Source organism: Enterococcus sp. DIV1368d (assembly GCF_050542975.1).
Lineage (GTDB): Bacteria > Bacillota > Bacilli > Lactobacillales > Enterococcaceae > Enterococcus_D > Enterococcus_D casseliflavus.
Genome location: NZ_CP172939.1, coordinates 3429702 through 3444418, shown reverse-complemented (window position 1 = coordinate 3444418; position 14717 = coordinate 3429702). Strand labels below are relative to the sequence as shown.

The window sequence follows — 14717 nt, the reverse complement described above, 5'->3', positions numbered from 1 at the left end:
ACCAAGGAGATAAGTGAGGAACAAAGAAGAAATCAGCTGAAGGATAGCTGATTTTTTCTTTGTTGAAATCACGTACATAAGGAGAAGACATTGAAAAAAAATTATGCATTTTTAGCTGCATTTCTTTTGCCATTACTTAGTTTGTTGATCGTGTATCAGATGATGGGCTTTTATCCTTTTGGCGAAAAAAGTCTTTATATTTCTGATTTATTCGCTCAATATCGTGGCTTTATCATGTATGCAAAACAAGTTTTTTTAGGAAATGAATCATTGCAATATAGCTGGGATTTTTTTGGTGGGAGTAATATGATGGGAAATTTTGCCTATTATATGGGAAGTTTGTATAATCTGCTGTTTCTTTTTATTCCAGACAGCTATTTTTATTTTGGGATCGTTCTAGTGATTGCTTTGAAATTTGCTAGCATTTCTACTGCAATGTATTACTTTTTGATCCATACATTTAAAAACAAGCCAGAAATTGCGTTGCTACTAGCCCTGAACTATACTTTTTCGGGCATGCTCGTAGGCTATTTCTTTAATATTATTTGGCTAGATGCGTTTATTTTCTTGCCATTGATTATTGGAGAGATTCATTTTTTTCTCGGAAACTATGTTTTGCGGAAACGATTTGTTGTACTAGTATTTCTTCTATTATTGGCAAATTTTTATATTGCTTATATGGTTGCGCTCTTTTCAGTGCTTTATTTTTTTGCTGAAGGTTCTCGTAGAAAAATACGACTGGCAAAGCTCGGCAAATTACTGCTTCGGCTATCGGGTTATGCACTTTTGGCATTGCTGATGGCAGCAGTAATCATCTTACCGACTTTGTTTTATTTAACCGAGGGGATCAGAAATACAATACATATAACAGAATCAAAGTTCTCTTTTACTAAATTGTTAGCAAAACTTTTTAATGGAATCTATTATCAGCGTTCCTTTGTCAATACATCAAAATCAGTATATCCACATATTTACAGCGGAATCTTAACGCTAGTTATTACGCCGCTCTTTTTTTCAAAACAGATTTCTCGCCGAGAACGATTGATTTATGGTGTCCTTTACTTATTCCTCATTATCAGTTTTTGCGTACCAATAGTGGGAAATATCTGGCATGCATTCGTTTATCCAACGGGGTTTCCTTATCGTTTTGCGTTTCTTTTTAGTTTTCTAAGTATTTATCTCACTGCAAGAGCATTAGAACAAGGAGTATGGAGAGTGAAACCTGTGACATTTAGCTGTCTGATTTGGTCCTTGGTTTTAGGATTTTTGTTAGTGATACAAGAAATTAACTTTACATCGTGGTTTTGGAATCAAGTATTGCTGACCCTGCTTGTTTTGATTGCCTTGTTTACTGAAGGGGAGAAATGGCGAACCTTCATTGGCCTGCTTTTCGTCGCTCTGACGTTTGCAGAAGTTACAGTTCATCAGCTAACGACAGTAAAAAAAATGGATCAGGTAACTCCTTTCACTTTGTATGATCAAACAATTACTCAGGCAGAAACCGAATTTATTGCGTATCGAGAAAAGTGGCAGCCGTTAAAAAAAGTAGTTTCTAATTACATGACGTTTGATACGGATAATTTGTATTATCATTTTCCTTCTGTATCAGGTTTTAGTTCAATGAATAATAAGCAATATTTGCTTATGCTAACGGAGTTAGGGTATTCAACGAGTGCTGTACGAGCCAAGCGAGGCGGCGGAACAGCGATTACTGATATTCTACTAGGAAATCAATATCAAGTGATCAAGAATGACCAAACGTCTGAAGTATCGGCAAACTATCAGCCGATAGCTTTTGCGGATCAGAGTACATTATTTCAAACTGTATATGAGAATCCAACGGGTCTTTTTTTTGATGATGCGCAAGTAACAGCCGAGGTTCCTCGGAATTTGCAGCAGCGAATTATTACAAGTCTTGGAGGGGATCCAGCTGAATATATTCGGTATGAGAAGGTTTCTCACAAACTAACAGCTGGCGTAAAAATTGAAGCAAATGAAGTGAACCAAATTGCTGATGCGGCCTCTTTTTCATTTGATGTGCCGAAAGGAACAAAGGAAGAGTTGCTATATGTCTATTTTCCTCATCAATTAGCCAATAACTTACGCTATGTGACTCACTTAGAAAGCCGTCAGGTCGAGCCTGGGTGGCATCAAATAGATCCAGAAAGCAATGAGTTCGTTTTGGTGTGGGAAGAGAATCAAGTGGTTCGTGATTTTTCGCTGTATTTTATGATGATCAATCAGGAAAAATTAACGACACTGATGCAACAGCAGACCAATGACGGGGTGAGAATCGATACGATCGATCAGACAAGTTTTACAGGAGAAATTCATGTAGGAGAGCGAACCAATCTGGTCTTACCAATCCCTTATGAGGCAGGGTGGAGCTTCAAGATAAATGGAGAAGCATATCCTTATCAAGCAGCTTTTGGCGGTTTAATCCAATTGGCAAATTTGCCAGCAGACAGCACACTAACGATCACTGGGAATTTCAACGCTCCTGGCTATACCGTCGGATTGATAATTTCACTCTTTGCCACAAGTATTTTTTTGATCATTGTTTTCCTTGATTGGTGGAAAAGACAAAACCGTAACTAAACAAAGCGGTTCTTTGAAAAAGGACGATCCGATTGCAGCCAACAAAGCAGCTAGCGCTAGTAAAAAAGTTAGGTATGCGGAAAGGGTGCCACACACTACAAAGCAACCAGCCAAAGCTTGTTAATGATAAGCAGATAGGATTAATAAAAAATAACATTAATTGCCTAAAAAAGAGGAACAGTTTTTCGCTGTTCCTCTTTTTTAGATTTTTAGTTAAAGGCAGTCGGAAGCTGGAACGGTACCTTAATCCACCGCAATCCTCACAGACACGGTCTGTACGGGGACATCATAAAAGGGATCTTCTCGTCGGCCTAAAAAGTCTTGGGCTTGCTGAGGGAAGAGGGCGTACATCAGCACGTCTTCTTCGCTTTTGGCATACTCAGCGATTTCTTCCTTGAAGGCTGGCAATTGCGGTGCCAGTAGATCAGCTGGTCTGGCAGTGATCACTTCAGCATCTCCGATAATTGTTTCTTTGATTTCGTCGCTGATGGGTGCTGGCGATTGTCCATAAAGTCCTTTGACGTAATCTTTGATCTCACTTGGGACAAGTTTGTAGCGTTCTCCTGAAATTACATTCATCAAGGCTTGAGTGCCGACCATTTGCGACAATGGGGTCACTAGCGGTGGATAACCCAAGTCCGCTCTGACTTTTGGTACCTCTGCTAGGACTTCTTCATACTTGTCTTGCAATCCTTGTTCCGTCAATTGGCTGAGTAGGTTCGACAACATGCCGCCAGGTACTTGATAGATCAAGGTTTTGGGTTCGATGTCTTTGACTTTCGGATTCAGCAGCCCTTCTTCACGGAAGCGATCACGAACGGGATTGAAATGTTCTGCAATCTCAGCGACTTTCTGCAAATCAAGTCCCGTAGCAAAGCCGCAATCTTCTAAGGCGATCGCCACAGATTCGGTCGCTGGCTGACTGGTGCCGCCAGCAAAAGAGGAGATGGCAGTATCAATGATGTCTGCGCCAGCTTCCGCAACTTTCAAGTAAGTCATCTCAGCAATGCCGCTGGTGGCATGGGTATGGACTTCCAGCGGCAGATCGACCGCGTCTTTGATTCGGCTGACCAACTCGTAGCCGGTCTGCGGCGTCAAAACGCCTGCCATATCTTTGATACAGATAGAATCTGCGCCGAGGTCTGCCATTTTGTTGGCAAGGTCAACGAAGTAATCCACGGTATGGATCTGGCTAGTAGTATAAGAGATCGCCGTTTGACAGTGTCCACCCGCTGCTTTTGTGGCACGGATGGCAGTTTCCAAATTGCGGACATCATTTAAGGCATCAAACAAACGAAGAATGTCGATGCCGTTTTCGACCGATTTGGTCACAAAGTCAGCAACGACGTCATCGGCATAGTTTTTGTAGCCTAAGAGATTTTGTCCCCGTAAGAGCATTTGCAGTTTGGTCTTTTTCACTTCTTTGCGGATCGCCCGCAATCTTTCCCATGGGTCTTCATTTAAAAAACGCAAACAAGCATCGAAGGTTGCGCCGCCCCACATTTCAAGGGCATGATAGCCTGCTTGATCCATGGTTTTTAAAATCGGCAGCATATCGCTGGTAGGCATTCGTGTAGCGATCAGACTTTGTTGGCCGTCCCGCAAGACGGTTTCGGTAAATTGGATTTTTTTCATTCTTTCACTCTTTCCTGAATGATTTTACGGATCTGCCGCTGCATGTCTGCCACGCTATGAGTTCTAGAACGGCCACAAACTTTGGCGTCTTGTTCACAGACGTAGCAGCTTCTTGCAGGCAGTCCAATTTCGGTGCGGCTGATAGGTAAAAGCTGGTCTTGAGTTTTGGTTAAGACATCCAGATCCACCAACCGGCCGTAAGGATGATTGGTCTCAATTTGAACCATCATTCGTTTTAGTTCATAAGGATCTGTGGGCAGTACGAGATAATATTCTGGTCCGGTCTCCAAACTGCGGTAGAGGTTTGCCAGTGGAATCAGTTCCTTGACGACCTCTTCGATTTCCGTAATGAGTTCTTCAAAAACGGCGGTCAATGAGGCAGAATTTTTCACGGGACCAGGAATATTCATGGTGGCAACAAGCAATGCCGCTTTTTCATCCGCAGCGAGAAGCTCCCGTTGAAGGGAGCTTCTATTTTCTCGCGCCTGCAGCATGTCGGTTAGCGTCACAGGGGTTCCTGAAAATAGGGCATCAGACATTTTTGACCACATCAATGATCGTGCCATCGCGGTATTCGATCAAAGCGACGGTTTTTTCCCCGTACTTGATGGGTTCGGGTTGACCCACGATACTGTAGGCTTTTTCTTTTAATTCTTCAATGGTGTATTGGGGAATATCCAATGCTTCAAAATGGCTGATCAGGTCTTCGCGAGCAGGATTGATGGCGATCCCGATTTCTGTGACGACGACATCAATGCTGGCGCCTGGCGTGACGATCGTGTTGACGGTATCGACGATCGTTGGGATCCGTCCCCGCACGAGAGGAGCGATCACTAAACTCATTTTGCACGCCATACTAGTATCTGAGTGGCCGCCAGAAGCACCGCGGATCACACCGTCAGAACCGGTGATGACATTGATGTTGAAATTCGTATCAACTTCCAGTGCGGAAAGAATGGCGGTATCCAATTGATTGATAAACGCCCCTTTGCTTAATGGTGAGGCATACATATTGGCATCGATCTCGTAATGATTGGCGTTTTTTCCTAGCGATTGTGCGGAAGGGTGATCGAAGTCTTGGACATCGATCAGTTTTTCCACTAATCCTTCTTCTAACAGTTCCACCATGGCATTGGTAATGCCGCCGAGGGCAAAGCTGGCTTTGATCTCATCTTTGATCATTGCTTCGCGTAAAAAACGAGAAACGGCTAATGCGGCACCGCCAGTTCCAGTTTGGAAGGAGAAGCCTTGTTGGTAGTAAGGCGAGCTGGTAATGACCTTGGCTGCATACTCAGCAATCAGCAATTCTTTTGGATTTTTGGTAAAGCGGGTCGCACCTTTTGCGATCCCTGCAGGATCACCGATGGCATCGACTTCCACGACATAATCGACATCCGTTTGGGGAATGCTGATTGGGGTATTTGGAAACGGCACAAGGGTGTCGGTGATGATCACGACTTGGTCGGCGTATTTTGCATCGACCATCGCATAGCCCAATGAGCCGCAAGTTGCTTTTCCGACGGTACCATTGGCATTGCCATACGCATCTGAGCTAGGCGCTCCTAAGAAAGCGACATCGATGTGGATATCGCCGGCGGCAATCGCACGAGCCCGACCGCCATGAGAACGGATAATGACTGGGGCATCCATAATGCCTTCGGAGATTGCGGCACCGACTTTGTCCCGCAGACCGCTGGAGGTGATATTGGTCACGACCCCAGATTTGATATGTCCGATCAATGGTTCATGGACATTGGCGATGGAACTAGGGGCAATCGCAAGATTCTTGATACCCATTTTTGCGATCTCGTCCAAAACGAGATTCATGATAAAGTCCCCTTCGCGAAAATGATGGTGGAAGGAGATCGTCATGCCGTCCGTTAGCCCTGTTTTTTCAATGGCTTCACGGATACTGCCTAAGACCTTACTTTTGCCTGGCAGGACTGGCTCGATCTTGCGACTCGCTTCTTTGTAGGCATGGATATTGGCCGTTTCATTTTCAAAGACCCCGTATTGGTTGGCATAGCATTCAGGGATGTCTTTTCCTGCTTTGTTTAACACCATAATTACACTTCCTCCTCGGTAATCAATTTCGCTGCTTTGGCAAGGGCGATCACGCGTTCCGCTCGCTCAACGATTGGCTTATCGACCATTTTGCCATTCAAGGAGATCACACCAGAGCCTTTGCTTTCGGCTTCGCGAATGGCCCAGATCACTTCTTTGGCCTGTTGGATCTCGGCTTTTGAAGGCGCATAGATCCCATTGACTAGGGGAATCTGCCGTGGATTGATCACTGATTTTCCGTCAAAACCAAGCTGCTTGATGCGAGTCGTTTCAGCAATAAAGCCATCGGTGTCATTGATATCAGAAAAGACGGTATCGATGGCGGCGATCCCTGCAGCTCTAGCTGCATGCAAAATCATACTGCGGGCAAACAACAATTCTTGCCCATCTGGGTAGCGACGAGTCTTCATATTGGTGACATAATCTTCTGCCCCTAAAGCGATCCCGATCAAACGGTCGGAAGCTTTAGCGATGTCTCGGGCATTTAAAACGCCTTCGGCAGACTCGATGGCAGCCATCATTTTGGTGGTTCCTACAGGCAGATCGTTTTCTTCTTCTACTTGTGTGATCACAGCGGCAACGTCAATGATGTCTTGGGCGGTTTCGGTTTTCGGTAGACGAATGACGTTGACCCCCGCTAGGACCATCGCTTCGATATCAAGGGCACCCACCGTGTCGAGGCCGTTGATGCGTACGACGGTTTCGATGGCAGAATAGTCAAAGGTTTTTAAGGCAAAATGCACCAGTGTCCGAGCGGAGTCTTTTTCATTCAAGGAGACCGCATCTTCTAAATCAAACATAACGGAATCGGCGCCATACAATGGTGCATCTCGTAGCATGGCAGCATTGGCTCCTGGTACAAACATCATCGTTCTTCTTAAACGTTCCATGTGTCGATCTCCTTCCAAGCATACTGTTCTTGTTCGGCGGCCCGATGAACGGCGGTCAGAGTTCGGGCTTTGATGGTACAGTCCAATGCGCCTTTATCGGTGGCGGTGATTTTGGTCTGTGTCACGCCTAGATGGTTCAGCGTCTCAAGGATGACGGCGCGAATTTGTTTGCCGAATTGTTTTTCGACACTGCTATCGAGGGTCAGCTCGATGGTTTGGGTTGTGGTAGGCTCGATCGCGATCAAGATATCACTGGATTCAACAGAGCCAGCAACCGCACTTTTTTTGATTTCCACTTATTATCACCTCTAAATATAGTTATGCTGCATTAAAAATGAGAACGTTGTTTCTGGTAAAAATTGCTGCAAAGAAAGTAAATCTTTTTCTGCAATCGCTTTCCGAACGTTTGTAGCCGAAACGGTTGATTGGTTGATCTTCAGACGGTCGATCACGATCAGTTCAAGCTCGGGTGAAAAAACGGCAGCCATTGCCTCGTTGTAGAGTTGGGTCACGGGCGAGTAAGGCTCTGAGCCTACAAAACGCGTAGTGATCGCCAACAGCGGGGCAATTTTTTCTTTGAAGAGGGTTGCATCAAAGGCGGCTTGTTTTTTGGCGATCGCCTCAGGTGCTTGCTCTTTCAAGAAATAACTGGGAAAGACCGCCGAAGAGACGAGATAGTTGTTGGTCGTCAGCACCGTTACATTTGGCAGATGAGCCACACCATCCGTCACCATCTGCAGCCGTTCGCTGGCAGAAAATTGCGAGCGGTCTTCTGATAAAACGAACACATAAACCTGTTCTTTTTGACTCGCAGCCGTTTCGACTAAGTACAAATGTCCTTTAGTAAAAGGATTAGCGTTCATGACGATCGCGCCGTTGTTTTGTCCAATTCGCTGCCGTTGCAGCTGTTGGGCATAGCTTTCAAAAGAAGGAACGCCTTGTTCCATGAACAAGATGTCTTGTGCTGCCAGCACTTCACGAAACCCGAGGGATTCAAAAAACAGGCGGTTTTTCGGTGCTGTATAGACGAAGGACTTGGTGAAGCCTTCGTCTTTGATATGATCGCTAAGGTGTGAAATCAATTGCGTCAACAGCTGTTCGGAGCGTCTTTTTTCACAGACCACCACATACTTGATGATATTGGCATAGCAAGAAGCAGTAGCAATCAAGGTTTGCTGGTCAAAAATGCCAACGGTATAGGCTACTTCTTCACCGACGGCTAAGCCAGCAAGGGTGATCAATTTTTGCCATTGCAAAAAGACTTCTGGATCTTTTTGCAGCCAGATTCTTTTTAGGGTATACATACAATGCCTTCTTTATTTTTTTACTGGGAAGAGCTTCGACAAAAGCAAGGATGCGAAGTAGATGATCAGGATCACGACAAAGACGCCGCCCCAACCGAATAACAACAATTCAAATGAAGTCAGTAAATCTTGACTCATAGTTTTCCTCTCCTTTCTAGTGACCTAAGCAATCAGTGCCAGCAGTAAGCCACCGGCGATGACCGAAGCAATCTGTCCTGAAACGTTGGCACCGGCTGCATGCATCAAAATAAAGTTTTGCGGATCTTCATCTGTCGCCATTTTTTGGATGACCCGACTAGACATTGGAAACGCAGAGATACCAGCGGCACCGATCATTGGATTGATTTTTTCTTTACGGAACAAGTTCAGCACTTTCGCAAACAACACGCCGCCGACGGAGTCCATAATGAAGGCAACCAGCCCTAAACCAATAACCATCAATGTATCGACTTGTAAGAATTCTTCATATTGCATTTTCACAGAAATTGATAAACCTAGGAGGATACTAATGATATTCACTAGTTCGTTTTGAGCAGTGATGGACAAACGATCCAAGACACCACATTCCCGCAAGAGATTCCCGAACATCAAAAATCCGACCAATGGCAATGAAACAGGCGCAATCAACCCTGCTACGATCGAGATCACGATCGGGAACAAAATTTTGGCCGTTTGCGAAACTTCGCCGGCACGATACGACATACGAATTTTTCGTTCATGCTTGGTCGTCACTGCTTTGATGGCAACCGGTTGAATGATCGGTACTAGCGCCATGTAAGAGTAAGCTGCTACCATGATCGCACCCATATATTTCGAGTTCAGCGTATTTGCGACAAAAATCGAAGTCGGACCGTCAGCAGCGCCGATGATCCCGATGGAAGCTGCGTCGTTTAAATCAAAACCAAGCAACACGGCAACGATGATCGTAAAGAAGATCCCGAATTGCGCAGCAGCGCCAAACAACAAAAGAAATGGATTTTGCAGCAAGGGACCAAAATCGATCATGGCGCCAATCCCGATAAACAAAAGCAAGGGGAACAATTCAGTTGAGATCCCCATATCAAATAATACTTGGAACGGGCCAGCTTCTCCGCCAGCACTTAACACACCTGAGTTCGGGAAGTTCACTAACAACGTGCCCAATCCCATGGGTACTAATAAGGTCGGTTCATATTCTTTCTTGATCCCCAAATACATTAATAGACCACCGATGAACATCATAACGATCCGTCCCGGCTCCGATCCTAACCCGACTACACCTTCAATTAACGTTTCCACTACGTCACTTCCTTTTCAATAAATTAGCCGATCGTAATCAGCAGTTCTCCTGGGTTGACCATGTCGCCCGCATTGACTGCAATCGCAACCACGGTTCCTGCTTTTGGTGCCACGATCTCATTTTCCATCTTCATGGCTTCTAAAATCATCAACGACTGATTTTCTTGTACAGTATCACCTACATTGACCAAGAGACGTAAAATCGTTCCCGGCATCGGAGAATGAATCGGCTCGCCATCAGCAGGAAGCGTAGCTGGCGCTGGCTGCGGTGCTACTTCTTGTTCTGGTGTGCTGACTGCCTCTGGTTGAGCAGGTACCGCTGCAGGAGCCGGTGTTGGCACTGCTGGGGCAGGAGCGGTAGGTTGCGGCGCACCGATTTCTTCCATTTCGACAAGGTATTCTTGCCCATCGATCGCTATTTTAAATTTACGTAACATGTTTTTCCCTCACTTGTTTTCATTTTTTTTTGGCTATTTTTTTGATTGTGAACTGAGAATCAGGCAGCTCTCCTGCGGCAATACTGGCAGCAATCAGGGCGACTCGCTTAAATTCAGGATTGCGTTTCTCAATTCTTCGAATGACAAACTGACTTTCAGGGTAACATTCAGCCCCTAGTGCGGCGGCTATCAGACTGACTAATGGATAATCTTCTGCAGGCGCTGGCTGATAGCTTGACACTTCTTGCCAATCAGACGCGGGTGGATCCGTTATCATTTCCTGTGGCTTCAAAGGGGAGCTGACAGGCGCATCAGGTTCATCATGCGTTTTTTTGAACAATCTTTTAATAAGATTCATGGGTTTCTCCTTTCTCAATGATTCGTTCCCTTTCATTATAGAAACTCCCGTTCAATCAGCGAGATTTATTTCGGCTAAAAATTGTTTTTTCAGTGTTCCTTTTTTTAAAAAAGAGCAAAAAACATCGATAAACGTTGATTTATCAATGTTTTCCTTGCGTTAATATTCTGTTAAGAACTTTTTAAACGAAAAATAAGATTTGAAAAGAGAAATTGTTTTTTTGCTGTTCTTTTTTTAAACGGGTCTTTTTTTCTATTTCTTGATTGTTTATTCTTAGACGTGTAAAGCATTCAATAACATTATTTCCTTTAAGAAAAGAAAAAGATTCACAAACTAGTGACGCTTGTCGCTAACAAATTACGGGCCTGTAATTTTTTTAAAATGTTTTTTGATAACGCTTACACATTTCGATGCATGAAAGGAAGAAGAAAATGTTCTTAACGATTTTATCCTATGCTATGATTATTGTCTTCATGTTCGTCATCATGAAGAAAAAAATGTCACCCTTTACATCCTTAGTAATTATCCCATTACTATTTACCCTCGTTGCGATGGTTGCTGGTGTTTCAGAAAAAGGCAATATCGGTGATTTTGTCCTTGAAGGAATCTCCACCACAGCCAACACAGGGATCATGTTGCTGTTTGCAATTTTGTACTTTTCCATTATGTTGGATGCGGGATTGTTTGATCCAATCACGAAAAAAATGATTTATTTTGCTAAAGGCGATCCGATGAAAGTCTTGATGGCAACGGCAGTCGTTGCCGCTGCAGTCTCTTTGAACGGTGATGGAACGACCACGACCTTGATCTGTTGTTCTGCGTTTATTCCCATCTATAAGAAGTTGAATATGAAAATGATGAACCTTGGTGTCTTGATCATTTTGCAAAATACCATCATGAACTTGTTGCCATGGGGCGGACCAACTGCTCGGGCAATGGCCGTGCTGGAAGTCGATGCGGATATTCTTTCTTATCTGCTGCCAGGAATGATCTTGTCTCTGCTCTATGTGGTTTTCTTTGTAGCTCGCAGAATGGGGATCCAAGAACGGAAACGTTTAGGGGTTACCGAGCTGACGAATGATGAGATTTTAGAAATGACAACTGTGACTGATCCTGATACATTAGCGATCCGCCGTCCGAAAAACTTTGTCTTCAACGGTATCTTAACAATCGTCTTGATTGGCTGGTTAGTAGCAAGTTCCTTTATCTCTAGTATCGCTTTACCACCAATCTTGTTATTCCTTGTAGGTACTTGTATCGCATTGATGGTCAACTACCCAATTTTGAAAGATCAATCGTCACGAATCGGTGCCAACGGCGGCGACGCTGTGCAAGTCGTAATTTTAGTTTTTGCAGCAGGCGTCTTCATGGGCTTGTTCCAAGGCTCAGGGATGGCAACGGCTTTGGCGAATAGCTTCACGCAAATCATCCCTAAACAATTGGCTGGTTTCTGGGGCATAGTTATCGCCCTGATCTCTGCACCTGGGACCTTCTTTATTTCCAATGATGGGTTTTACTTTGGGGTTCTACCGGTCTTAGCAGAAGCGGGTCGTTCGTATGGCTTCACCAATATGCAGATGGCCTTGGCGTCCTTAATGGGCCAAGCGTTCCACTTGTTAAGTCCATTGGTTGCCTTCATCTACTTGCTATTGCGCTTGACTGGCTTAGATATGGGGCAATGGCAAAAAGAAGCGGCGAAATATGCACTGGGGATTTTCGTGATCTTTGTCGTTACGATCGTACTATTAGGTCATATGCCGTTTTATATTCCACAGTAACTTCATAAAAAAACTATCGAGCAGGCTGCCATTTTGCTCGGTAGTTTTCCTTGTTTATCGATATATCTTTTTTTTCCCAAAAATCTCATTTGTTTTTAGTATGATAGGAGTAAATCATGAATCCAATTATTGATGCAGTAAATAGAAATCTGGATCTGACCAAAAATAAACCATTAAAAGATTTGATCTATGAAGCGTTCAAAAAAACCATCATTTTAGGAGACATTCCCGCAGGCTCTCGCATCAATGAGAAAGAATTTTCCGATACGCTAAATATCAGCCGTACCCCGATTCGTTACGCCATGACTCAGCTGGTGGCTGAAAAACTCGTGGAGCATGTGCCCAAAATCGGCATCGTCGTAAAAGGGATCAGTATCAAAGATGCTTATGAGATTTACGATATCCGCAAATCATTGGATACGTTAGCGACCATCAAAGCGATGGACTTGATGACTGAGGAAGATTTCCAGGAGATGCGCTGCTTGTTAGAACATGGCGAACAGCTGAATCGTGAGGATGATGTGGATGGGGTCTTGAAAAACTTTTCTGACTTCAATGCGTTTATTTACGAAAAAAGTCAAATGCTGCGGTTAAAAAGTATCGTGCTGGATCTGCAAGCGTACCTCGTGTATTTTCGTGACATTGCGATTCGCTCTTCTAGAAGAAGGGATGCGGCATTGGCGGAACATTGGCTGATTTATCGCGGCATGAGAACCAATGACACGGAACAGATCACGTTGTTGACCCATGAACATTTGGATCACTCCCTGCAATTTATTCTTGCTGAAATGGAGCGAAGAAAAATTGACTGATTCCCGTCTTTTTACCGCCAGCAGCTATGCAGTCAATGCGCTGCATTATGAGGTAGCGTTAGCACCCAAGCCTGGTTTAGTAGATCCTTGCTCCTCTGGTGCGCATCAGGACATGAATGTGTTTACCTTTATCAACAGTATCACATGTTTGGCACCGTTTTTTCAGCGCTATAGCCAAGCGGGCTTTGCCCATACAGGCTCGCTGATCCAGCTATTTGACCAGTTACGAGGGATCGGTCAAGAAGCAGAAGAAGCGATGCTTCGGGCAACCAAAGGCATCAATACCCACAAAGGGGCAAATTTTTCCTTTGCAGTTTTGTTGGGGGCGACAGGAGTCTATTATCAACAAAATGGCAAGGCGGAGCTGACGGCTGAAGATACCAATCAGATCCTGCAGCTTGCCGCTGATATCTGCCAGCATTTGGTCAAGCAAGACCTGCAGCAAATCACTCACAAAGACCAATTGTCTTACGGGGAAAAAAGTTATTTGACCTACGGCACTATGGGGATTCGTGGAGAAGCTGCAGCTGGGTATCCAACGGTCAAAAAACTGCTGGAGTACTTACGGCAGCAACCGCAAAAAACCTCCGTTTCCTTGTTGCGCGGGTTGGTCTATCTAATGAGTGAAACCGAAGACAGCAATCTCGTCCATCGAGGAGGTTACGAGGCGATGAAGACGGTACAGCAGGAGATGCAAAAAATTCACCAAGCCAATCTGTCAGAGACAGACTTGCTTCGTGAATTAACGATCTATGATCAAGTATTGATCGCACGCCATTTGAGTCCCGGCGGCTCGGCGGATCTTTTAGCATTGGCGCTTTATTTCTTGCAGCTAGAAGGCGTCTCCTTCTGGTAAAAAGGTATAGCCGATCCCCCAAACGGTTTTCAAAAAACGGGCTTGCTTCGGCTCATCTTCAATTTTGTTTCGCAGATGATTGATAAAAACCATCACGGTATTGGCATCGAATTGGCCATCTTGCCAAACATTGCTGTAAATCTGTTCTTTCGAGAACACTTGATCCGGATTTTCCATGAAAAAGCGCATCAGCATGATTTCTTTTGAAGACAACTTGATGGGCTGATCATTTTTGAAAAACTGATAGCGTTTTTGGTCAAAACGAAACATGCCGCTGCACAGATCTCCTTCCGGTTTGGCGATCCCTTTTTCTCGCAGCACGTTGCGGCGATCAAGAATCGAAACGATTTGTGCTTTTAAGAGTGCCGGTGAAAAAGGCTTCGTAATGTAGTGATCAGCGCCAATCTCATAGCCGTTGATCATATCTTTTTCGTCACTTTTACCGCTCAAAAAGACGATCGGCACCGTGGGGTTTTCTTCTCGAATCAGTTGTGCCAAATGATAGCCGTCATTTTCATGCTCTAAACTTATATCCAGTAAAAAAAGATCAAAGCTGACACGAGAGTTGATCGCAATCGTTTTTTCAACGGAATCGGTCTGGTAGATCAAAATACCCGTCGACTGTAAAGATTTCCAAATCAGCCGCCGAATGGCAGGGTCATCATCAACGATTAAAATTTTTTCATCTCGCAAAATATCCGCCTCCT

At 44.4% G+C, this 14717-nt stretch carries 15 protein-coding genes; 4 read left to right on the top strand and 11 right to left on the bottom strand.

Translation table 11 applies throughout. From position 1 onward, the window contains the following. The first annotated feature begins 90 nt into the window (after window positions 1-90). Entirely contained in the window at window positions 91-2598 is a 2508-nt protein-coding gene (locus IGJ44_RS16295) for a YfhO family protein (protein WP_167827246.1), read from the top strand. 243 nt (window positions 2599-2841) lie between these two features. Here IGJ44_RS16295 and IGJ44_RS16290 read toward each other — a convergent pair whose 3' ends face one another. From IGJ44_RS16290 to IGJ44_RS16245, 10 genes are read right to left on the bottom strand one after another with little or no spacing between them, the layout of a single operon-like run. Further along, complete coding sequence (locus IGJ44_RS16290; protein ID WP_074536253.1) at window positions 2842-4233, bottom strand: oxaloacetate decarboxylase subunit alpha; 1392 nt, start codon at window positions 4231-4233, stop codon at window positions 2842-2844. Then, a complete protein-coding gene (gene citX, locus IGJ44_RS16285; RefSeq protein ID WP_050759624.1) occupies window positions 4230-4784 on the bottom strand; it encodes a citrate lyase holo-[acyl-carrier protein] synthase in 555 nt (184 codons plus the stop codon). The genes IGJ44_RS16290 and citX overlap by 4 nt, the downstream gene beginning before the upstream one ends. Then, entirely contained in the window at window positions 4765-6297 is a 1533-nt protein-coding gene (citF, locus tag IGJ44_RS16280; RefSeq protein WP_074536251.1) for a citrate lyase subunit alpha, read from the bottom strand. Before citF ends, citX begins: the two co-directional genes overlap by 20 nt. A gap of 2 nt (window positions 6298-6299) precedes the next feature. Continuing rightward, window positions 6300-7187: a citrate (pro-3S)-lyase subunit beta gene (gene citE / locus IGJ44_RS16275; protein ID WP_074536250.1), complete on the bottom strand. Its 888-nt coding sequence runs from the start codon at window positions 7185-7187 to the stop codon at window positions 6300-6302. Beyond that, window positions 7175-7483, bottom strand: a complete 309-nt coding sequence (gene citD, locus IGJ44_RS16270) for a citrate lyase acyl carrier protein (protein ID WP_074536248.1) — start codon at window positions 7481-7483, stop codon at window positions 7175-7177. The genes citE and citD overlap by 13 nt, the downstream gene beginning before the upstream one ends. A 12-nt stretch (window positions 7484-7495) precedes the next feature. Further along, window positions 7496-8491 carry a [citrate (pro-3S)-lyase] ligase gene (gene citC / locus IGJ44_RS16265; protein WP_074536246.1) on the bottom strand — a complete coding sequence of 332 codons (996 nt, stop codon included), beginning with the start codon at window positions 8489-8491 and terminating at the stop codon, window positions 7496-7498. 12 nt (window positions 8492-8503) lie between these two features. Further along, window positions 8504-8629 carry an OadG-related small transporter subunit gene (locus tag IGJ44_RS16260; protein ID WP_008381833.1) on the bottom strand — a complete coding sequence of 42 codons (126 nt, stop codon included), beginning with the start codon at window positions 8627-8629 and terminating at the stop codon, window positions 8504-8506. 24 nt (window positions 8630-8653) lie between these two features. Next, window positions 8654-9769, bottom strand: coding sequence for a sodium ion-translocating decarboxylase subunit beta (locus IGJ44_RS16255; protein WP_005230469.1), 1116 nt, complete (start codon window positions 9767-9769; stop codon window positions 8654-8656). A 23-nt stretch (window positions 9770-9792) separates the two neighbouring features. Beyond that, on the bottom strand, window positions 9793-10206 hold the full coding sequence (locus tag IGJ44_RS16250; RefSeq protein WP_074536244.1) for an acetyl-CoA carboxylase biotin carboxyl carrier protein subunit: 414 nt from the start codon (window positions 10204-10206) through the stop codon (window positions 9793-9795). A gap of 19 nt (window positions 10207-10225) precedes the next feature. Further along, a complete protein-coding gene (locus IGJ44_RS16245; RefSeq protein WP_240934922.1) occupies window positions 10226-10564 on the bottom strand; it encodes a hypothetical protein in 339 nt (112 codons plus the stop codon). 431 nt (window positions 10565-10995) lie between these two features. On the opposite strand from IGJ44_RS16245, the gene IGJ44_RS16240 reads away from it, so the two are divergent. The 3 genes from IGJ44_RS16240 to citG all read left to right on the top strand — a co-directional run bounded on the left by IGJ44_RS16240 (window position 10996) and on the right by citG (window position 14010). After that, complete coding sequence (locus IGJ44_RS16240; RefSeq protein ID WP_167827245.1) at window positions 10996-12342, top strand: CitMHS family transporter; 1347 nt, start codon at window positions 10996-10998, stop codon at window positions 12340-12342. A gap of 116 nt (window positions 12343-12458) precedes the next feature. Beyond that, complete coding sequence (locus tag IGJ44_RS16235) at window positions 12459-13154, top strand: GntR family transcriptional regulator (RefSeq protein ID WP_167827244.1); 696 nt, start codon at window positions 12459-12461, stop codon at window positions 13152-13154. Further along, window positions 13147-14010, top strand: coding sequence for a triphosphoribosyl-dephospho-CoA synthase CitG (gene citG, locus IGJ44_RS16230; RefSeq protein ID WP_430605976.1), 864 nt, complete (start codon window positions 13147-13149; stop codon window positions 14008-14010). The genes IGJ44_RS16235 and citG overlap by 8 nt, the downstream gene beginning before the upstream one ends. On the opposite strand, the gene IGJ44_RS16225 is transcribed toward citG, so the two are convergent. Continuing rightward, the gene (locus IGJ44_RS16225; protein ID WP_008381846.1) at window positions 13987-14703 is read right to left on the bottom strand and encodes a response regulator transcription factor; all 717 of its coding nucleotides are present in this window, start codon (window positions 14701-14703) and stop codon (window positions 13987-13989) included. The two genes, citG and IGJ44_RS16225, sit on opposite strands and share 24 nt — an antisense overlap. Between the last annotated feature and the right edge of the window lie 14 nt (window positions 14704-14717).

Bases quoted from the DNA above. Each gene is read 5' to 3' on its own strand.
- IGJ44_RS16290 (WP_074536253.1), bottom strand. From the start codon at position 4,233: ATGAAAAAAATCCAATTTACCGAAACCGTCTTGCGGGACGGCCAACAA.
- citX (WP_050759624.1), bottom strand. From the start codon at position 4,784: ATGTGGTCAAAAATGTCTGATGCCCTATTTTCAGGAACCCCTGTGACG.
- citF (WP_074536251.1), bottom strand. From the start codon at position 6,297: ATGGTGTTAAACAAAGCAGGAAAAGACATCCCTGAATGCTATGCCAAC.
- citE (WP_074536250.1), bottom strand. From the start codon at position 7,187: ATGGAACGTTTAAGAAGAACGATGATGTTTGTACCAGGAGCCAATGCT.
- citC (WP_074536246.1), bottom strand. From the start codon at position 8,491: ATGTATACCCTAAAAAGAATCTGGCTGCAAAAAGATCCAGAAGTCTTT.
- IGJ44_RS16260 (WP_008381833.1), bottom strand. From the start codon at position 8,629: ATGAGTCAAGATTTACTGACTTCATTTGAATTGTTGTTATTCGGTTGG.
- IGJ44_RS16250 (WP_074536244.1), bottom strand. From the start codon at position 10,206: ATGTTACGTAAATTTAAAATAGCGATCGATGGGCAAGAATACCTTGTC.
- IGJ44_RS16245 (WP_240934922.1), bottom strand. From the start codon at position 10,564: ATGAATCTTATTAAAAGATTGTTCAAAAAAACGCATGATGAACCTGAT.
- IGJ44_RS16240 (WP_167827245.1), top strand. From the start codon at position 10,996: ATGTTCTTAACGATTTTATCCTATGCTATGATTATTGTCTTCATGTTC.
- IGJ44_RS16235 (WP_167827244.1), top strand. From the start codon at position 12,459: ATGAATCCAATTATTGATGCAGTAAATAGAAATCTGGATCTGACCAAA.